Origin of the sequence: Mycobacterium sp. 852002-51613_SCH5001154 (assembly GCF_001667425.1) — a bacterium.
Lineage (GTDB): Bacteria > Actinomycetota > Actinomycetes > Mycobacteriales > Mycobacteriaceae > Mycobacterium.
Genome location: NZ_LZII01000085.1, coordinates 166,356 through 185,855, shown reverse-complemented (window position 1 = coordinate 185,855; position 19,500 = coordinate 166,356). Strand labels below are relative to the sequence as shown.

Below are 19,500 nucleotides of genomic sequence, written 5' to 3'. Positions count from 1 at the left end.
GCCGTCCTCCGGTCGGCCGAATGGCTTGGCATCGTGGCAAATCCGAAGCCCGATTGCTACCTTTGCGTCGTCGACGGCGACCCGCACGACGCATGAATCCGCTGGCCAACCGCGGACACCTCCCGCGTCCCGATGGATTCCACACTCTCCTTCGTGCGATGCGGCTTCGATGCCCTGCTGTTGAGCCAGCAGGCGAAGCCGCCCAGGACCAGGCCGACCGCGACACCGGCGTCCGGGCGCTGGCCGAGCATGAGCCACGACAGCACCCCGGCGACCGCGGGAATGACGGCGAACAGCATTGCCACCGCTGCCGCGCCGTGAGTATTGATGGCGCGGACGTAGAGGCTCACCGCCAGCGTCGCGTTCAACAACACCATGCCGGCGACCGCGAACACGGCCTGCCGGCCGTCGTGCACGGTGAAGGGCGTGAGCATTGCGAGCCCCGCGGCGGGAATCAGCCCGACCGCGTTCTGCAGTGCGCTCATCGTGCGAAAGTCGACACCGGCACAGAACCGTTGCTGGTAGACGCCGCCAGCCGAAAGCCCAAGCAACCCAACCCCAAGCAGCACGATGACCGGGTCGACCCCGTGGGTGGCCGCCAGCCTTCGCGCGCACGCGGCCAACACCGCGACGACACCGAAGCCGAGCGCGGCGATCCGGTGCGGACCCAGCGGCTCGCGCAGGAACACGGCGGCCAGGATCGCCGTGGCGACGGGGTTCATCGCGATCACCACCGCACACAGCACGGCCGGCGACCCGAGCTGGACGGCCTCGTAGAGGCAGCAGAACTGCACAGCTTGAATGAGCAGGCCGACCACCGCGACGTGGCCGAGCTGCGCTCCTCGCGGCCAGGGCGCCTTGGCCAGTACGGCCCATACCGCCAGAATCGTTGCGGCCAAACCGAATCGCAGCACCAACGCGGGCATGGGCGCCATGGCGGTCACGGCCAGCACGCCGATGGGATAGCCGAGCGCGTAGAAGAACGTTACCGCCGACGCGGTGGTCAGCGGCATCCGTGGCAGGTCCATGCGACCCATGCTGGCCCAGACCGACCCCCGCGGTCCAACGATTATTGCTGATCGCGATTGATCACGTTGTCTTATCGGTGTGCGAGTTCTGTTATCGAAATACGTATGAGGGCCGTATCAATTGATCGAGATTGCTAATCGGACTATGGTGCGCCTATGGCCCAGGTGCTTGACATCGCGCCGCTGCGGAGCCTCGTCGCGGTCGCCGACTGCGGCGGGTTTCACCGCGCCGCCGCGGCGCTGCATCTGAGCCAGTCCGCGGTCAGCCAGCACCTCCGCAGAGTCGAGACCGTCGTCGGCCAGCCGCTGATCCAGCGCTCCGGCCGTGGCATCGTCTTCACCGAGACGGGCCTGAGGGCGCTGCGGCATGCCCGCGCGATATTGGCCGCGCACGACACAGCGCTCGACGACCTGGGCGCCACCGAACCCAAGCTCCTGACGATCGGGGCCACCGAGCACGGCGCGGACGTGATGCTGTCCGGACTGACCGGCGCGCTGCGCGATCGACTCCCCGACCGGCGGGTGCGCTTCCGGCTGGACCGCAACGTGTCCCTGGCCGACTCGATCGAACGCGGACTGGTCGACTTGGCGATCATGCTCGACGGGGCGGGCTTGGACCGCGCCAATGCCTCTGGACTGGTTCGGCTGCAATGGATTTCGGCGCGAACGTTGGCCGTTCCCGCACGAGAACCGCTGCCACTGGTGATCTTCTCCGAGCCGTGCACCTTGCGTGAGCCGGCCTTCGCCATCCTCGAAAGCCACGGTATTGCCTATGAAATCGCCGCCGAGTGCGGCGATCTTTCCGGGTTGTACGCGGCGGTGCGGTCGGGGCTCGGGGTGGCGCTGCTGCCGATGATCGGCAAGCTGCCCGACGGCCTGTGCCCGGCCGAGGGACTGCCGCCGGCCAATAACGCATCGGTTCTGGTTCGCGGCCGAGCAGGCATCGACCCGGACCTGCTGAGCACGGTCGACGGTGCAGTGCGTGACGTGCTGGCCGCCACGGACTAACCGCAGCTTTGCTGCGCCGCCTCCCAATACCGTATTTCCTTCTCTGTCAGGTGATTCGAGGTGCGGCATGGCGATGCAGGACGCCGCGGTTCGGTTGGTAGACGATGTCGCTGTCGTCATCGAGGTGGCTGAAGGCCGTCAAAATGCGACTGCTGTTGGTGTACCTGCCCGGGCATCCGGTGCACTCGTCCGACGGCGCCGACTGCCCGCCCAGCGTCGGACCCTGCTCGAAGGCCGTGGGCTCGAAACCTTGCGACAACCGCCGGCAGGCAGCCACCAGTCCGCCTGGTGGCGGTTCACAACGCGGCGGTAAGCCTCCATAACGCTGCGCGGTCCACAGACGCTGAGCGGTCGATCGGGCTGATCACCACGTCGGTGGCGCCCGCATCGCGATAACGGCGCAGCTGGCGCACGACACGTTCCTCGGGTCCGATGGCGGCGAGCTCGGTGACGCTGGCGAGTCCTTCCCTGGCGATTACGTTGCGATACGACGGGATGCTCTCGTAAAGGCTCAGCTGTTGCGCGGCGATGGCCCGGCCTCCCTCGACATCTTCGGACAACAGCACCGGAACGGCGGCGATGATGCGCGGCGCGGGACGACCCGCATCGGCCGCCGCCCTGGTGATCTCCGGCACGATGAATTCGCCGATCGTGCGGGGCCCGGCCAGATAGGGCAGTGTTCCGTCGGCAAGTTCGCCGGTGACCCGCAACGCCTTTGGGCCCATCGCAGCCACATACACCGGGATCGGCGTTCCACCGGCGACCTGCACCGGCCAGGTCGGACCTGCGCTGAGTTCGCTGCCGTGAAAGTCGACGCCGGCGGTGTTGAACACCGACCCGAGGATCGTCAGATGCTCCCGTAATCGGGTGATGGTGTTCGACCAGTCCATGCCGAATGCCTGGCGTTCGATCTGGCGGGCACCCAACCCAAGCCCGAGGCTGAAGTTGCCGTGCGCGGCGGCTTGTGCCGTCTGCGCCAACGAGGCGACGATCAGGGGGTGGCGCGGGTTGATCGGCACCACCGACGTGCCCACCCCCAGTCCGGGGACCGCAGCCCCGACGAGCGCCGCTAGCGTGATCGCGTCGTAGTTCTGCTGCTGAGGCAACCACACCTGGGTGACGCCGTGCCCGTAGGCTTCTCGGGCCTGGTCGATCACGTCGTCAACCAGGTTGGCAGCATCCGGGCGGGCCATGAGGATGATTCCGGTGGGCATACCGACAACCAACCGAGCCACCCGGCCGGTCATTCCGATCGCATCGCCGGGATCGAAAACTTGCACACGTGACGTCATACGCCCGACGAAGCGTTGACCGGTTTGAACACATATCGCTAATCTGCGCAAATGCCGGTGGAGGCTCTCCGGGACGACAAGCCGGTTCCGGCGGCCAGTCTGAGCCAGCGCCGCACGTTAAGGAGTTGTCGGCATGACTGATCCCTTCGCCCCGCTCGCCGGCAAAGTCGCCTACGTGACCGGGGCCGCCCGCGGCCAGGGCCGATCCCACTGCGTCCGACTGGCCCGGGCCGGCGCCGACATCGTCGCGATCGACGCATGCGCGCCGGTCGCCGAACACAACGGCTATCCCCCCGCGCTCCCCGAGGACCTGGCCGAGACCGTCAGCCTGGTGGAGGGCGAGGGCCGCAAGATGCTCGTCGCCGAGGTGGACGTCCGCGACCTGGCCGGCCAGCAGCGGGTCGTGGCGAATGCGATCGAACAGTTCGGCCGACTCGACATCGTCGTCGCCAACGCCGGCGTGCTGAATTGGGGCCGGGTATGGGAGATTTCGCCCCAACAATGGCAGGAAACCATCGACACCAACCTCACCGGGCTGTGGAACACCATGAAATCCGTAGTGCCGCCGATGATCGCGGCTGGTAACGGCGGATCGATCATCAACATCAGTTCCGCGGCGGGGATCAAAGCCGTCCCGGGCTGCGGACATTACTGCGCAAGCAAATTCGGCGTCGTCGGGCTCACCAATTCGCTGGCCGTCGAGCTCGGCGAGTTCGGTATCCGCGTCAACTCGGTGCACCCGTACGGCACTGACACCCCGATGGGTAACGACCTGTCGATGTACCAGGTCTTCCAGGACCATCCGCAGTACATCCACAGCTTCTCGCCGGGCGCGCTGCCGACGGACTCACTGGCGGCGCCCGACCTGATCTCCGACATCGTGGTCTGGCTGGCCAGCGACGCGTCGTCCTTGGTCACCGCCGCCCAAATCCCAGCCGACAAGGGGTATTTGAAGATCTGACGTCCCGGCAGGCGGCTACTGCCCGCGTTTGCGGGCCAGATCGACGGCGTACTGACTCACGAAGGTGCCCGCGGCCGGGTCACCTTTGCCGCACGAGCCGTCGGATTCACCGGGACGTTTGATCCACAGGTAGGCGTCGGCGTGGGCGCCCGCGGTGGCCGCGGTGGGCGGCGTGCCCAGCGCCCGGCCGCTGGGGTTGCACCAGTTGAGCTCGGAGTCCGGCGCTGGGCCGGCGCCGTTGCGCGACGTGTCGATCACGTAGTGCGATCCATTTGTGAGCCCGGAAATCGCTTCCCCGTAGCCGATTTCGTCCTCGGTGGTGAAGAAGTTCGCGGTGTTGACGCTAAAACCGCGCGCGTGATCCACGCCCGCTTGCTTCAGCCTGCCTGCCATGTCCTCGGCGCTGTGCCAGCGCAGGTGACCGGCATCGACGTAGACGGCCGCGTTCGGATCCCGAGTCAGCGTGTCAACGGCGTAGCGGACCAAGTCGTAGCGCTCCTGGCGCTGATCGGCCGACAGGCAATCGGCCATCGCGAGTGCGTCGGGCTCGACGACAATCGCCACCCGCGAGGCACCCACACCGGATGCAATGCCGTCGATCCAGCCTCGGTAGTCGGCGCCCGAGCCCATTCCGCCCGCAGCGAAGCTGCCGCAGTCACGGTGTGGGATTCCATAGATCGCCAGGACGGGGATGGCGCCGGCAGCGTTCGCATCGCCAACGTACTTTCCGACCGTGCCAGCCGATGGGCCCGGAACGATCCAGTACGCCTGCGGTGTGTTGGCGATGGCGGTCAACTCGGGGCTCGGCGGGTCGGCGCTCTGGGCGGCGCGCATGGCTGCCGAATTGGGATTGACGTAGAACGGCGCTCCGGCCAACGGGTCGCCGTCACTGGCCAAGCGCACCGCCGGGGCGGAGCCGACATGCAGCGGGCCCAGCCAGGCGACGGCCGCAACGGTCAGGACGGGAGCAACACACCGCGCGAGGGCACTGGCAGCTGACGAGATCACGGTAGGAAAAGTAGTGCTTCGACGCGTTGATCGCGAATCGATGTCCATCGCGCGACGTTGTCGAGGTGCGCCGAAAAAATGGCAGCGGACCCCGACCCCTTTGACCCGGCGACCGAAGCGCTCGCGGCCTTCGGCAAGCAAGTCACCGCGGGTGGGCGGCATAAAATGGGTAACCTCGCATCGAGATGAAGCGTGACGAGCCGATGAGTCGGGTGGGGCTGCCGGCGGTTGTCCGGTCGCTGGTCTTCGTATTGGCCGCGGTCCTGTTCCTCTTCGGCCTTACGGGTGGGATGTCCGTGGCGACCGGTGCTGCCGCGCCGGGGCCTCCGCAGGGTTGTGAGTCGCAGCAGGGGGCGCTCGATTCGGTCAATGCCGAGATCGCCCGCCACAACGCCCAGCCCCATGACTTCGTCGTGCCTAGGGAGCAGGCAGCCGCCGACGCTTACGATGCCGAAGCCGCCCAACTGAATGCTCGCGGCAGTCAGGCGCAAGCGAACCTCAACAATTGCGCCGCAGCCATAGCCAAATTGGCCGACCACGGAACGCTGCCCAGACCCTCCCAGGACAGGATCGACAAGATCAACGCCGCGAAGGCTGGCCTGCCGCCGGGTTATGCGCCGCCTGCGCCGCCGCCCAGGAATTCGCTCGGCGGGGTAGCGGTTGCTCCCCCGATGCAGCCAGTCTTCAAGCAGCTGCGTCAAAAGGGGCCTTGGCCCGATGATCTGATACTGCAGGGGCAGGCCAAACCGGGCGTCGGCACTCCCGACCCGGCGCGCAACGGCGCGCCGATACCGGGCATGGCGAGCGATCCCTCGCGGCCTGCGGTTGTCGTGGACCATATTGTTCCGATCGCTCAGCTGATGTACGTGCCCGGCTTCCTCAACCTGCCCGCCGAATACATGTACGTGGTGGCCAACTCACCACGAAATTTGCAGTGGCTGTCGGCCTATGCCAATGGCATGAAGAATTCGGACAGCATCGCCAGGATCGGTGACGCCGACCCCAAGTGGGTCCAGGAGCAGATACAACTGGAGAATGACACCCGCGCGACGTTGCAAGACCTGATCAACCAGTTGCTCACGACACTCCCGCCCAGCCGATGACAGTGGAAATTGCGGAAATCGAAACCATTCTCGGAAGTGTCGCGCACGCCGAGCCGGTCATCCTCGCCGAAATCGGACGCACCGCGGATGTGCCCGAACGCTGGCGGCCCATCGCGCAATCCGATGCGACGGAAGCCCGGTGTGCGGCCGCAATGTCGCTGTGGAACAGCGACTTCCTGGAACTGGTGCCCACCTTCGCCCACGCATTCAAGACCGAACTCGCTGACGTCCGACTCGGCCACGTCATGGGGGAAGCGGTCCTGGTCTACGCCGTCGAGCATTACGATGCCGGCCGGCGGCACGTCGTCTGTTGGATCGGCTGGGACCCAGCGCTGTGCAAGACCACCGAATTGCGGTTCGCCGAAGCGATCCCCGATGCCGTGCGCCGCTTCTACCGCGAGGCGCACGCCGGCTTCGTCGGTCCCGACTGGATGTCCAACGGCCCCATTCAACCTCGGCACCTGCAGACCTACGCCGAACACCTGGGGTGCCCAGATGGACTACCGGAATCCAACTGGCCGCGAGACGCGGTAGACCCCACGCGCCTGCTGCTCCTGGCCACCACCGCGGACTCACACGTGTGCCTCTCACCTGACCTTCCCCCGGGGCAGGCCGTCACCGTCTACGGCGGGGTGCCCGAGGATCCAGAGGATTTCGGCACACTGCTTGATGAGACGATGACCGCCCAATTCGATGAAATCGCCTGAGCCCCAATATGACAACGCCCTATCACGGTAACCCGCACGGCGGAGCACCCTGGCCGCCGCAGCCGCCCTATGGGCCGCCACCCCTACCGCAACCGGTATATGGGGCGCCCCCACCGCTCCCCGGGCCGTGGGCCCCGCCCGCGGGCGGCTGGTGGGGGCCACCCCAGCCTGGGCCGCCGCGTCGGCGTAGAAAAGGCTGGTTGTATGCCGCGCTGGCGGTCATCGTGATCGCCGTCGGCGGCGGCATTGCGACCATCGCGGCGTACCACCACTACCACAACAGCGACCCCACCAAGATCAAGGCGTTGATCAACGCTTTCTCCGAATCGGTCAGCAAGGGTAATCCGCAAGAAATCGCCGGCCTCATGTGCCGCGAGGAAGCCGAGCCGTATCTGGATTCCGCAGCAGACCCGGGAGGCGAGGTGGCCAACGCGGCCAAACCAAAATTCAAGATCGGGGCTGTCGTGGTGCGCGGCAACGCGGCGTCTGCAAACCTCATGTTCCAGGACAACGAATCGCAGACGATGTACTTCCGCAAAGAAGAAGGCCGGTGGACTGTCTGTGCACCCGCGAAGGATCAGCTGTAGTGCCGACCCCTCGATGCGTTCCCGGCTTCGGCTGATAAGCCGCGAATCACCGGTTCAGGATCGGCCTGAGGTCGTCGAGGCGGTCGAATAGGTGCCAGATGTATCCCGATGATCCGTTCTCGCGATGCGGATGCAGATCGGCGATTTCCGGGTCGTTGCAATAGCTGTCGAACGCCTCTCGCGATTCCCATTCCACAAGTATCAGCACTTGCCGAGGCTCGATGTCGCCGACAACCGCATGCTGGAAGCTCCCGAGCGCGACGACACGACCGCCGTGCTTCGCCACCTCGGCGGGTGACCGGCGTGAGTATGCGCGGTACTCGTCGGCGTCGGCGATATCGAAAAGGTTCAGGGCATAAACGGTCATGGTCGCAGACGTTACGGGGCCGGATAACGCGCCGGCAGGTGGCCGGTGCTCCACAGCGGCGTTACCGGCTGGATGTCGGCGCGTTAGGGTGCCTTGGTCGGCCGCCGCTAACCGGTCGATAGAAAAGTTGAGCAATTCATGACCGCAGCAGCAGAGAAGGCAACGCTCGAATCGCGCGTCGGCCACTACTACCGAGTCGACGACAGCTACCGGGTCGCCGCTGAGAAGGTGCGCGAGTATGCCCGCGCGGTGCAGGACTATCACCCCGCGCACTGGGATGCCGCGGCCGCCGCGAAGCTCGGATATTCGGGCCTGGTTGCGCCGCTGACGTTCACGTCGATCCCCGGCATGGTCGCCAACCGGCACCTGTTCGAATCGGTGGTCGTCGGTTACGACATGTACCTGCAGACCGAAGAAGTCTTCGAGCAGCATCGGCCGATCGTGGCCGGCGATGAACTGCACACTGACGTTGAGCTGTCATCGGTGCGCAGAATCGCGGGCAGGGATTTGATCACCGTGACCAACACCTTCACGGACTCGGCCGGCGAACGGGTGCACACCATGCACACCACCGTCGTCGGTGTCACCGCGGACGATGTCGATCCAGCGATGCTGAGTGCCGCGGAGAACGTCGTGATGCACGACGTGAATCTCGCCGGAATCGATACCTCCGAAGCCGCATACCGCAAAACGGAACGTCCCGAGGCCGACGTGCGGATAGCCCAAGGTGGCACGCAACGCGTCCCGGGCACGCTCTCCTTCGATGACCTGAAGGTCGGCGATGAGCTGCCGGTGCACCACGCCCGACTGTCGCGCGGCGACCTGGTGAACTATGCCGGCGTGGCCGGCGACGCCAACCCGCTGCACTGGGACGAGAACGTCGCCAAACTGGCGGGGCAGCCCGACGTGATCGCCCACGGCATGCTCACCATGGGTTTGGGTGCCGCGTTTGCCTCCGCATGGTCGGGCGACCCCGGTGCGGTTACCCGCTATGCAGTGCGCTTGTCGCAGCCCGCAATCGTGTCGGCCGCGGGCGGTGCAGACATCGAGTACAGCGGCCGGATTAAGTCGTTGGACCCGGCGGCCCGCGCCGGTGTGATCATCGTCGGCGCTAAATCAGGTGGCCGGAAGATCTTCGGTTTGGCGACGTTGAACATCCGCTTCCGCTGAATGGCCGCCCCGCGGCGCGGGGGGCAGCGACGAAGGCCACCACGTTGGGGTCCGGCGCGGTGCACGGGTGGCTTTAGCCGTGAGCGTGTACGGGGATAACGAGATTTGCTCTCCCGCAGTCGTTTCGACGAGATGGTGTACTCGAGTGACTGCGCGTCACCGCGCCATGTTGGAGAACCGCGACAAGTGCAGCTGGTGCGCGACCGTGACGGTCTTGGTCGGGCCGTTACGGTGTTTGGCGAGAATGAAATCCGCCTCTCCTCCGCGCGGATCGTCGCGCTCGAACGCGTCCGGGCGGTTCAACAGGATAACCATGTCGGCGTCCTGCTCCAGCGATCCCGACTCACGAAGGTCGGACAGCATCGGCTTCTTGTCGGTGCGCTGCTCGGGGCCGCGGTTGAGCTGGCTGATCGCGACAACGGGGACCTCGAGCTCCTTGGCCAACAGTTTGAGTTGGCGCGAGAATTCCGAGACTTCCAGCTGCCGCGACTCAACCTTCTTTCCCGACGACATCAGCTGCAGATAATCGACCACGACCAGACGCAAGTCGGCCTTCTGCTTCAGCCGGCGCGCCTTCGCCCGGATCTCCATCATCGTCAGGTTCGGCGAGTCATCGATATACAGTGGCGCCTCGCTGATCTCGCTCATCCGCCGTGCCAGCCGCGTCCAGTCGTCGTCGCTCATGCGCCCGGAACGCATATCGGAGAGTTTGATTTTCGCTTCCGCCGACAACAGCCGCATGACGATCTCGGACTTGCTCATCTCCAGCGAGAAAATAACGCTGGCCAACCGGTGCTTGATCGAGCAGGACCGCAAAAAATCCAGTCCAAGCGTGCTTTTGCCCACCCCGGGACGAGCCGCGACGATGATCATCTGCCCGGCATGCAGACCGTTGGTCACCTCGTCGAGTTCGGTGAATCCGGTCGGCACCCCACGCGCCACGCCGCCGTTCGAAGCGATGGCGTCGATCTCGTCCATCGTCGGCTGCAGCAGATCCTCCAGCGGGACGAAATCCTCCGTCGTGCGCCGATCGGCAACCTCGTAGATCTCCGCCTGCGCGCGATCGACGACCTCGGCCACGTCGGCGCCCTCGGCCCCGGCGTAGCCGTACTGCACGACGCGCGTGCCGGCCTCCACCAGCCGGCGCAGGAGCGCCTTCTCGGCCACGATGGTCGCGTAGTAGCCCGCGTTGGCGGCCGTGGGCACGGTCGAGATCAGGGTGTGCAGGTATGGCGCCCCGCCGATGCGGCGCAGCATCCCCCGGCGGTCCAGTTCGGCGGCCACCGTCACCGCGTCGGCCGGCTCGCCGCGGCCGTATAGGTCCAAGATGGCGTCGTAGACGTTCTGATGCGCGGGGCGATAGAAGTCGCCGGGCCGCAACCGTTCCAGCACATCGGCGATGGCGTCCTTGCTCAGCAGCATGCCGCCCAGCACCGCCTGCTCCGCCGCGAGATCCTGCGGTGGCTGACGGCCGAAGTCCTCACTGGGCGCCGACGAATCCATGCCCGACGCCAAGTCATCGACGACCGCCATGGATCCCTCCTCCCCTCCCACGCATCCGAACGTACATTCGAAAACCGCTCTCGTCAGCGTAAGTCAAGGAGCCGACACTTTCGCCCCACAGCACTCGCACGCCTCGCGCCGGGACGACGTTAGACGTTGCTAGCTAGTAGGTAAAAGGGCCGCTGTTCATGAACCTGTGCATCGTGTGTGCATATCCTTCGACACCTGTGTTGAGTGGGGTGTGGAGAACCTGTGTATGAACTCAAGGGGCTCTGACATCGGTGCTGTTAAGGGCCATGTAACGCGATGAAAATCGTGTGGACAAGAATCTCTACGGCGTGTCGTCGCAGGTTACTGCGCCGGGCGTGTTGGCTTTCGGCCATATTTTCGCAGCGTTACGGCAGGGTAAATAGGGTCCGCCGAACACCCCGTGGCGATAGTTCGCTAGGACGCGCGTCCGCGACCATCCGCCCTGACGCCAGGCGGCGTGACCGCAGCACAACTGCGCCCGGGGGGGGCCGATGATGGCCGCCCCCGGGACTGAGCAAACGTGGGAGGCTTAGCTCTCCGCGACGACTTCGAGGGCGATCTCGACGTTGACCTCGGGATGCAGGTGCACCGACACCGGGTGGGTGCCGACCGCCTTGATGTGCGACTTGGGTAACCGCACGATTCGTTTGTCCAGGTTGGGTCCGCCGGCCTGCTTGATGGCCGCGACGACGTCACCGGACGTCACCGAGCCGAACAGCTTCCCGGAATCGGCCGCGGTCCGGACCGGCAGTTGGACGGGGCCCAGCGCCTCGATCGCGGTCTTGAGTTCGTTGGCGTGCCCGAGGTCGCGGACCGCCTTGCCTTCGCGGGAGCGGCGGATCTCGTCGGCCTGGTTCTGCGCACCGCGCGAGGCGACGATCGCCAGACCGCGCGGGAGCAGGAAGTTGCGGCCATAGCCGTCCTTGACCTCGACCGTGTCGCCGACGGTACCGAGGTGGTCGACGTCGGCCGTCAGAATCAGCTTCATCGTGTTCGTACTTTCGCTTCGGGTTCGGCGGTTATCGCGCCGAGGACGTGAAGGGCAGCAAAGCCACCTCGCGGGCATTCTTGACCGCGATCGCGATGTCACGCTGGTGCTGCACGCAGTTGCCGGTGACGCGCCGCGCCCGGATCTTGCCGCGCTCACTGATATAGGTGCGCAGCAATGCGGTGTCCTTGTAATCGATCGCTTGCCCCTTTTTCGAGCAGAAGACACACTTCCGCGTCTTGACCGGCTTTTCCGGAGCCGGACGCCGCTTGCTGGACTTAGCCATGACTGTCTTTCTTTCCGTTTCTTACTGTTGAAGTTCTTAGAACGGCGGTTCGTCGTCGCCGCCGCCGAAGGACCCGGATGCCGGGGCGCTGCCCCACGGGTCGTCGGCGGGTGCGCTGCTCGCCGGCGCCGATCCCTGACGGGATCCGCCGCCACCGCCGAAGCCGCCACCACCGCCACCGCCGCCGCTGCGACTGGCCTTGTTGACCTTGGCCGTGGCATACCGCAGCGAGGGCCCGATCTCGTCGACCTCGACCTCGAAGACGGTGCGTTTCTCGCCTTCGCGCGTCTCGAAGGACCGCTGCTTGAGTCGGCCGGTGACGATCACCCGTGAGCCACGGGTGAGGCTCTCGGCGACGTTCTCGGCAGCCTCGCGCCAGATGTTGCACCGCAAGAACAGCGCCTCACCGTCTTTCCATTCCGAACTCTGGCGGTCAAAGATCCGGGGCGTGGACGCCACGGTGAAATTCGCGACGGCGGCACCGGACGGGGTGAACCGCAGTTCGGGGTCGGCGGTCAGGTTTCCGACAACGGTGATAGTGGTGTCACCAGCCACAATTTCCTCCTCGTTCCGCCCTGCTACTCGCTTCTCCGACGGTAAATGGCACGTATCCTGGCTGAGCCTACGCAAGTCCACCGACGGTGGGCCCACGACTCGGCCACGGGTGTTAGTGCTTGTCGGTGCGCATCACCTTGGTGCGCAAGACCGACTCGTTGAGGCTCAGCTGGCGGTCGAGCTCGGAGACCGTCGCCGGCTCCGCCTTCAGGTCGACGACGACATAGATGCCTTCGGCGTGCTTGGCGATCTCGTAGGCCAGCCGGCGCTTGCCCCAGATGTCGACCTTGTCGACGGATCCGCCGTCCTTACGGACGACGTTAAGGAACGTCTCCAAGGATGGAGCAACAGTGCGCTCGTCGAGCGTGGGGTCAAGAATGACCATGATTTCGTATGGACGCATGGAAACCTCACCACCTCCTCTGGTCTGTACGGCCACGGTCGTTCCGTGGCAGGAGAGTCGCCTGCGTCGGCAACCGCATCAGGCTACCGGATGGGTGGGTTGGCCTCCAAAATCGCGACGGATCCCCCCGCTCGGGCAATCCGGCTATTGCCGCGCGTCCAAGTATTCGGTGGCCCGGTCCACCGTCGCATGATCGGCCTTGGCCAGCGCGCCCGAATCGAACGGCGGCTGCGGGTCGTATTCGATGAGCAGCTGAGCGGCCTGCGCGGCCTGGCGGTCGACCAGGAGCTCGACCAGCCGTAAGGCCATGTCGATCCCGCTGGACACCCCCGCGGCGGTGATGATCCGCTGCGGCAGGTGCTCGACAACCCGGTCCGGCACGTACCGGGCGCCCAGCTGGTTGAGCAGGTCCCTGGCGCGCCAGTGGGTCGTGGCGGTGAGCCCGTCAAGCAGGCCCGCGGCGGCCAACAGCAGCGCACCGGTGCACACCGACGTGGTGAAGGTCGTGGTCGGGTGCACCGCTTGCAGCCATTCGCGGATGGTGCCGTCGTGGATCAGCTGGCGCGTGCCGATTCCGCCGGGGAACAGCACCACGTCCGGCGAGGTGATCTCGTCGAATCTCGCGTCGCAGCTCAGCCCGAGCATCCCGTTTTCCGTCCGCACCTCGCCGCGTTGGTGACCGATGAACACCACCTCGATCGACGGGATGCGTTGCAGCACTTCGTAGGGCCCCACCGCGTCGAGCGCGGTCACCCGGGGAAACAGCGGGACGGCGACCACAGTCAAGGCGCCGCTCCGGCCGGCACAGGCGACTCGATCGCGGGCGCCGTGGCGCGGCGCATGCCGGCCGGTCGTAGCCAGTCCGGCAGCCACCGGGGCGGGGCGTCGGCCGCACGGTCGAAAGGCCCGCCCGACGGGTCATCCACCCGGCCGTTCCAGCGCACCAAGTCCTCGTCGGGCCGGTAGATCTGGCGGATCACCAACGCGCACAACCCGATCACGGCGATGTCGCGCAACAACACCGTCGTGGTGAAGAACTGCTCCGGCAGCGAGCGGTTTGGATTGCCATATAGGTAGTACATCCGCGGCACCCACACCACCGCATCGATGGTCATCCACGCCAGCAGGATCCGGCGATGCGGCAAAGCCAGCACCGCCAGCGGAACCAGCCAGAGCGAGAACTGTGGGCTCCACACCTTGTTGGTCAACAGAAAAACCGCCACCACCAAAAACAGCAGCTGCGCCAGCCGGGGCCGCTTCGGAGCGGTCAGCACGACGTATGCGATTGCCGCACAACCGATTGCGAACAGCACCGTGACCACGGCGTTCAGCACGGTGGGTGGCTCCCAAAAACCCAGCTTGGCATCGAATCCGTGCCAGCCGGTGAAGGATTTCACCACGTTATAGAGCGAATCCATGTCGTCGCCGCGTCGGGTGTTGAGCCGGAAGAATTCCGACCACCCGCGCGGAAACAGCACCAACACCGGCAGGTTCACCAGCAGCCATGTCACCGCGGTAGTTCCCGCGGTGCGAGCCAGAGCGCGAAAGCGCCCGGCCCGGATCGCCAGGACCACCATGGGACCGAGGAACAACAACGGATACAGCTTGGCGGCGGCGCCCAATCCGATCAGCACGCCGGCCAGCACCGGTTTGCGCCGCGCCCATGCCAGCAGCCCGGCCATCGCGAATGCCGTTGCCAGCGCGTCGAAATTGGTAAAGATCTGGAAGATCAGCAGCGGCGACGCGGCCACCAGCGCCGCATCCCATATCCGGCGCCCTGCCAGCCCGGCGGTCGCCCAGACGGTGCCGAGCCAGGCCAGCGCCAGACCGAACGCCGCGACGTTGAAGAACATCACCACCTCGGCGACCACCGGCAGCGGACCCAGCTTGCTCAGCGCGGTATAAGTTTTCGCCAGCGCCATCGACACGTACTGATACATCCCGGTCAGCACCGGATACTCCATGTAGCGCACCGCCGGCCGGCCGTCGTAGCGCGTCTGCGGGGTGCCGCTGCCGTCGGTCTCGACCCAGCTCGACTTGTACGGAAACTTGCCCTGGCTCAACAACTCCGCGCCGTATAGCGGAACGGTATCGGAGTAGCACAACTCGTAGTACGCGCGTTGGTTCTCCCAGTTGGCTACCCGCTGATCCCCGGTGCCGGTGCCGGTGCTCTGCAGGCAGGCCGCCTTCGTCGACCAGCCGAGCGCCAGGAATACCAGCCCCATCAGGAACATCACCCGCAGTGGCGTCATCACCCGGGCGCGCCCGATCAGCGCGTGTCTGCCCACCGGCCCACCGGCGGCTTCCGCCAGGGCGGCGCCCAACGAGTCGTTGCGGCTTGGGCAGTCGCGGTTGTCGACGCTACGCAGATCGCCGGCCAGCGGCTCCGGAGAAATGGCGGTGCTGCGTTGCTCAGCCTCGGTCACGGCGGCGGCTGGCCAGGCGGCGGGGGAGCTTGGGCGCCGCCCGGCGGCACACCCGGCTCTTGACCGCCGGGGCCGCCGCCCGGCGGTGCCGGCCCAACAGTGACCGTCGTGGGCGGGCCGATCGGGATGGTGATGCCGGGCGCCACTTCGACGGTGGGCTGAATGACCGTCACGGAGGGCGGCGGTGGGGGCGGGGGCGCCGGGACGCCGGCATAGCCACCGATCTCCGTCGGCTTGGGGAACGATTCACTGGAGGTGCCCTTCAAGGCGCCGTCCATGGTGGACTTCCAGATGTCCGATGGCAGCCCCGAGCCGTAAACCGGTGCGCCCGAGGCGGTTACGAGTGGTACGTCGCCTTTCGCGGTGCCCACCCACACGGCCGTAGACAGCGACGGCGTGTATCCGACCATCCAGGCATCCTTGTCGGCGGTGGTGTCACCCAGCTGCGTGGTGCCCGTCTTGGCCGCAGACGGCCTGCCGCCGGACAAGGAGTGGCCGCGCGAATAGCTGGCGATCGGCTCCATGGCCGCGGTGACGTTATCGGCCACGGCCTTGGGGATGCGCTGCTCGCCATTGTTGTCGGACTTGCTCGCGTCGAAGAGCACCTGGCCCTCGGAGTTGACGACCTTCTGCACGAAATGCGGCCGGTGGTAGATGCCGGAGGCGGCCAGCGTGGCGTAGGCCGAGGCCATGTCGATCACCCGGGTCTGATACTGCCCCAGCACAACTCCGTTGTTGGGCGGCCCGCCTTTGCCGTCCTCGGACAGCGTGTGGTCCACCCCGGGGAAGCTGGTCGCGATGCCGGCCTGGTGCGCGGCGTCGGCGACGGCCTGCGGGCCGCCCTTGAGCTTGAGCATCAGCCGGTAGTAAGAGGTGTTCAGCGATTGCTTGAGCGCCTGGGCGATATTGCACGTCCCGCAGCCCTCGCCCTCGACGTTCGTGATCTTGATGCCGTCGACGGTCAGCGGCGAACTGTCGACCTGGTAACCCAGACCGATCCCCTGCTCGAGCGCGGCCACGAGTGCGAACACCTTGAACGACGAACCCGTTTGCAGCCCGGCCTGCGCGAAGTCGAAACCGTTGGCGTCCGTACCGCCGTAGTACGCGCGTATCGCGCCGTCGTGCGGGTCGATCGACACCACGGCCGACCGCATGTCGGGGTCTTGCCCGTCAAGGTATTTCGATACCGCCTTCTCGGCGGCCTGCTGGGCTTTCGGGTCAATGGTGGTGGTGACCTGGAGGCCCTGGGTGTTCAGAGTCCGCTCGTCGATGTTGAAGAGCTCCATCAACTCTTTGGTCACCTGGCGCTCGATCAGCCCCTCGGGTCCCGTCGTCTGGTTCTCCGCGCGGGCTTGGTCGGGCGGCACCGTCTGCGGGAACTCCTGCGCGGCACGGTCACCGGGCGACAGCGCCTTGGTCTCCACCATGCCGTCGAGCACCCAGCTCCAGCGGGCCCGGGCGCCCTGCGGATCGACGGCCGGGTCCAGCGACGACGGCCGCCGGATCAGCGCCGCCAGCAACGCTCCCTCCGAAACGGTCAACTGCTCGACGGGCTTGTTGAAGTAGGCCTTGGCGGCGGCGGAGATGCCGTAGGCACCCCGGCCGAAGTAGATGATGTTCAGGTAGGCCTGCAGCACATCGTCTTTCGACCACTCCCCCGACATCTTGGTGGCGATCACCAGTTCCTTGGCCTTGCGCATCAGGCCGCTGACGCCGTGTTGAGCCGAGCCGACCAGCGCGTTCTTCACGTATTGCTGGGTGATGGTCGACCCGCCCTGCAGGTCACCGTTGCCGAAGAGGTTGTTGTTCACCGCCCGGGCGAAGCCGCTGAAGTCGAACCCCGGGTTCGAGTAGAAATTGCGGTCTTCGGCGGCGATCACCGCCTGGCGCACGTGAACCGGCACCTGGTTGATGTTGACGTCAACCCGATTGCCTTCGGGCGGAATGATTTTGGCGATCTCTGACCCGTCGCTGGCCAGGATGGTGGAGACCTGGTTGGTGCGCAAATCGCCCGGCTTCGGGATATCGACGATGAAATACGCCATGGTGAACGTGACGATCGGCAACAGCACGAGCACCGCCGCCGACAGGTAGGCCGCTCGCCGCACCCACAACCAGTTGATCTGCTGGGTCCAGTGGACGTCACGCGGCGGCCGGGGCCCGAAGCCGTCCGGTCCACCGCGGCGACCCCCCGGCCCGGGCGGCGGTGGCGGCCCTTCCGGCGGACGGCCTCCCGCCTTCGGCCGGTCCCGGCGCGGCGACGTTCGGCTATCCAGCGCCGCCTTGACCTCCTCGAGCGCATCACGCTGCATGGGAGTCGACGAAGGGCTGTCCAGCGCGGCTTTGACTTCCTCGATGCGGGGATCGGGCCGCCGGGGCGACCGGTCATCGACAACCGGCGGAAGAATCGTGGTCAGCCGGTCATCGGGCGGAACGCCACGGCGTTGGCCGGCCGCCGACGGCGCGCCACGCGGGCGCTCGCCGCTTCCATGTTTTCCCACCCGCTCAGTCGCCGACCCATCCGCGTCGCCGGACGACTGGTTGTGGGGTCCGTCGTTATTCAATGGCCGTGCGCGCGCCGTTTCGCGCCGTCCGCGTACCGCGGGTGCCCTTGGGTGGGCGCGCCGCTCCGAGCACGTACGACTTGACCAGATGATTCCACTCGCAGGTCCGGCATACCTCCACCACGTGGACAGCGAACTCCTCGAAGCGACTCGCCAGCAAAACCAACTCTTCGGCCGTACGTGCCGAGCCCGATACCGGGCCGAGGTGTTCGCCGAACACCCACGACACCAGTGTCAGCTGCTCCTTACGGCAGATCGGGCACATGACCTGACTCGGTTTCCCGTGAAACTTGGCGGCGCGCAGCAGATAAGGGTTCGCGTCACACACTTCGGACACGCCCGTGCGGCCCGAGTACACCTCGGCCAGCAGTGCTCGCCGCCGGAGCGCGTAGTCCACCACTTGTCGCTGCAGTCGCACGCCCACCAGAGTACGTCGCCATCCGGACCACCGATACGCAACCAAAGCTGTGGCGGCCCGAGCCGAGTAAAGGCGGGCGCATTCTGTGCCGGACCAGGCCCGGACTCTACGATCATCCCCGTGGCGAGATGGCTCGGGACGTCGCTGGGCGGCGGGGTGGCGGCAAGCACCCGCGCCAAAGACATCAATCGGCAGGACGCCTGCAGGATTCTCGACAACGCCCTGACCGACGGCGAGCTCTCCATGGAGGAGCATCGGGAACGGGTCAGCGCGGCCACCAACGCGGTCACGCTCGGCGATCTGCAGGCCCTGGTGACCGACCTGCAAACCGACAGCAGCGCGCTTCCGACGCCTGTCGCCAAGGCCCGGCCGGTGCCGCCGAAGCTCCGCGGTTGGGGGACGCTCGCCGCCGCATTAGTCGTCTCGGTGCTATTGGGCGTCGGCATCGGGTGGGGCATGTACGGCAACACCAAATCGCCGCTGGACTTCACCACCGACCCCGGAGCCAAGCCCGACGGCGTCGGCCCCGTGGTGCTGACACCGCCCACCCAACTGCATTCGGTGGGCGGGCTGACCGGCCTGATCGAGCAAACACGCAAACGGTTCGGCGACGCCGTGGGATATCGACTCGTGATCTACCCGACCTACGCGGTCCTCGACCGGCCGGACCCCTCAGACGATCGCCGGGTGCTGGCCTACACCTACCGCGGGGGCTGGGGCGACCCGAGCAGCTCGGCCAAAAGCTCCGCGGATGCTCCCCTTGCGGTTGACCTGAGCAAGTTCGACGTCACGGCGACCGTGGGCATCATGCGCGGCGCCCCGCAGACCCTCCACATGAAGCCGTCGGACGTCAAAACCGAGTACCTGAACATCGAACCGGCGACGGACCCGACGACCCCGGGCGCGCTCTCGCTATCGCTGTATGTCTCCAGCGACTACGGTGGTGGCTACATCGTCTTCGCAGGTGACGGCACCGTCAAGCAGCTCAGCTTGCCGTCGTAGCCGGGCGCGATTCGATTCGGCGCACCCGAACAAATAGCGGACGAACATTCGGTGGTGTTGTGGCGAATATATCGAGACGATACGATTACGCGAG

The 19,500-nt window shown here is 66.2% G+C and carries 20 protein-coding genes and 1 pseudogene; 7 read left to right on the top strand and 14 right to left on the bottom strand.

What is annotated here, in order from left to right:
• Window positions 1-56: 56 nt before the first annotated feature.
• Window positions 57-1,013, bottom strand: a complete 957-nt coding sequence (locus A5750_RS24855) for a DMT family transporter (protein ID WP_082959208.1) — start codon at window positions 1,011-1,013, stop codon at window positions 57-59.
• Window positions 1,014-1,184: 171 nt separating this feature from the next.
• Between A5750_RS24855 and A5750_RS24850 the strand changes: the two genes are divergently transcribed.
• The gene (locus A5750_RS24850; protein ID WP_066954801.1) at window positions 1,185-2,036 is read left to right on the top strand and encodes a LysR family transcriptional regulator; all 852 of its coding nucleotides are present in this window, start codon (window positions 1,185-1,187) and stop codon (window positions 2,034-2,036) included.
• Window positions 2,037-2,082: 46 nt separating this feature from the next.
• On the opposite strand, the gene A5750_RS24845 is transcribed toward A5750_RS24850, so the two are convergent.
• Window positions 2,083-2,313 carry a hypothetical protein gene (locus A5750_RS24845; protein WP_156664406.1) on the bottom strand — a complete coding sequence of 77 codons (231 nt, stop codon included), beginning with the start codon at window positions 2,311-2,313 and terminating at the stop codon, window positions 2,083-2,085.
• 19 nt (window positions 2,314-2,332) lie between these two features.
• Window positions 2,333-3,250 carry an LLM class F420-dependent oxidoreductase gene (locus A5750_RS24840; protein WP_066954813.1) on the bottom strand — a complete coding sequence of 306 codons (918 nt, stop codon included), beginning with the start codon at window positions 3,248-3,250 and terminating at the stop codon, window positions 2,333-2,335.
• A 211-nt stretch (window positions 3,251-3,461) separates the two neighbouring features.
• On the opposite strand from A5750_RS24840, the gene A5750_RS24835 reads away from it, so the two are divergent.
• A complete protein-coding gene (locus tag A5750_RS24835) occupies window positions 3,462-4,289 on the top strand; it encodes a mycofactocin-coupled SDR family oxidoreductase (protein ID WP_067266501.1) in 828 nt (275 codons plus the stop codon).
• A gap of 15 nt (window positions 4,290-4,304) precedes the next feature.
• Here A5750_RS24835 and A5750_RS24830 read toward each other — a convergent pair whose 3' ends face one another.
• The gene (locus A5750_RS24830; RefSeq protein WP_156664405.1) at window positions 4,305-5,297 is read right to left on the bottom strand and encodes a glycoside hydrolase family 6 protein; all 993 of its coding nucleotides are present in this window, start codon (window positions 5,295-5,297) and stop codon (window positions 4,305-4,307) included.
• Between the two features lie 185 nt (window positions 5,298-5,482).
• Here A5750_RS24830 and A5750_RS24825 point away from each other — a divergent pair, with 185 nt between their 5' ends.
• From A5750_RS24825 to A5750_RS24815, 3 genes are all read left to right on the top strand, one after another.
• Entirely contained in the window at window positions 5,483-6,400 is a 918-nt protein-coding gene (locus A5750_RS24825) for a hypothetical protein (protein ID WP_067266494.1), read from the top strand.
• Window positions 6,397-7,107 (top strand): hypothetical protein, encoded by a 711-nt coding sequence (locus tag A5750_RS24820; protein ID WP_156664404.1) that lies wholly within the window; start codon window positions 6,397-6,399, stop codon window positions 7,105-7,107. The genes A5750_RS24825 and A5750_RS24820 overlap by 4 nt, the downstream gene beginning before the upstream one ends.
• Before the next feature lie 200 nt (window positions 7,108-7,307).
• Complete coding sequence (locus A5750_RS24815) at window positions 7,308-7,694, top strand: hypothetical protein (protein WP_066954742.1); 387 nt, start codon at window positions 7,308-7,310, stop codon at window positions 7,692-7,694.
• Between the two features lie 46 nt (window positions 7,695-7,740).
• On the opposite strand, the gene A5750_RS24810 is transcribed toward A5750_RS24815, so the two are convergent.
• Complete coding sequence (locus tag A5750_RS24810; RefSeq protein WP_066954738.1) at window positions 7,741-8,061, bottom strand: DUF1330 domain-containing protein; 321 nt, start codon at window positions 8,059-8,061, stop codon at window positions 7,741-7,743.
• 138 nt (window positions 8,062-8,199) lie between these two features.
• Here A5750_RS24810 and A5750_RS24805 point away from each other — a divergent pair, with 138 nt between their 5' ends.
• Entirely contained in the window at window positions 8,200-9,231 is a 1,032-nt protein-coding gene (locus A5750_RS24805; protein WP_067266487.1) for a fused (3R)-hydroxyacyl-ACP dehydratase subunits HadA/HadB, read from the top strand.
• A 156-nt stretch (window positions 9,232-9,387) separates the two neighbouring features.
• Here A5750_RS24805 and dnaB read toward each other — a convergent pair whose 3' ends face one another.
• The 9 genes and pseudogenes from dnaB to A5750_RS24760 form a co-directional block, all read right to left on the bottom strand.
• Window positions 9,388-10,764, bottom strand: a complete 1,377-nt coding sequence (gene dnaB / locus A5750_RS24800) for a replicative DNA helicase (RefSeq protein ID WP_066950837.1) — start codon at window positions 10,762-10,764, stop codon at window positions 9,388-9,390.
• A gap of 529 nt (window positions 10,765-11,293) precedes the next feature.
• A complete protein-coding gene (gene rplI / locus A5750_RS24795; protein WP_067266486.1) occupies window positions 11,294-11,752 on the bottom strand; it encodes a 50S ribosomal protein L9 in 459 nt (152 codons plus the stop codon).
• Window positions 11,753-11,783: 31 nt separating this feature from the next.
• Entirely contained in the window at window positions 11,784-12,038 is a 255-nt protein-coding gene (gene rpsR, locus A5750_RS24790) for a 30S ribosomal protein S18 (protein WP_066950849.1), read from the bottom strand.
• A 36-nt stretch (window positions 12,039-12,074) separates the two neighbouring features.
• On the bottom strand, window positions 12,075-12,593 hold the full coding sequence (locus tag A5750_RS24785; RefSeq protein WP_066950853.1) for a single-stranded DNA-binding protein: 519 nt from the start codon (window positions 12,591-12,593) through the stop codon (window positions 12,075-12,077).
• Window positions 12,594-12,705: 112 nt separating this feature from the next.
• Window positions 12,706-12,996, bottom strand: a complete 291-nt coding sequence (gene rpsF / locus A5750_RS24780; RefSeq protein WP_061557737.1) for a 30S ribosomal protein S6 — start codon at window positions 12,994-12,996, stop codon at window positions 12,706-12,708.
• Window positions 12,997-13,140: 144 nt separating this feature from the next.
• Window positions 13,141-13,782 carry a DJ-1/PfpI family protein gene (locus tag A5750_RS24775; RefSeq protein WP_066951348.1) on the bottom strand — a complete coding sequence of 214 codons (642 nt, stop codon included), beginning with the start codon at window positions 13,780-13,782 and terminating at the stop codon, window positions 13,141-13,143.
• A 9-nt stretch (window positions 13,783-13,791) separates the two neighbouring features.
• Window positions 13,792-15,422 (bottom strand): annotated as a pseudogene (locus A5750_RS24770) (glycosyltransferase family 87 protein); the annotation flags it as partial.
• Complete coding sequence (locus A5750_RS24765; protein ID WP_369829498.1) at window positions 15,419-17,986, bottom strand: transglycosylase domain-containing protein; 2,568 nt, start codon at window positions 17,984-17,986, stop codon at window positions 15,419-15,421. The pseudogene A5750_RS24770 and the gene A5750_RS24765, both read right to left, overlap by 4 nt.
• Window positions 17,979-18,404, bottom strand: a complete 426-nt coding sequence (locus tag A5750_RS24760; RefSeq protein ID WP_066951343.1) for a DUF5318 family protein — start codon at window positions 18,402-18,404, stop codon at window positions 17,979-17,981. The genes A5750_RS24765 and A5750_RS24760 overlap by 8 nt, the downstream gene beginning before the upstream one ends.
• Window positions 18,405-18,524: 120 nt before the next feature.
• Between A5750_RS24760 and A5750_RS24755 the strand changes: the two genes are divergently transcribed.
• A complete protein-coding gene (locus A5750_RS24755; RefSeq protein WP_067266480.1) occupies window positions 18,525-19,406 on the top strand; it encodes a DUF1707 domain-containing protein in 882 nt (293 codons plus the stop codon).
• The last annotated feature ends 94 nt before the right edge of the window (window positions 19,407-19,500 follow it).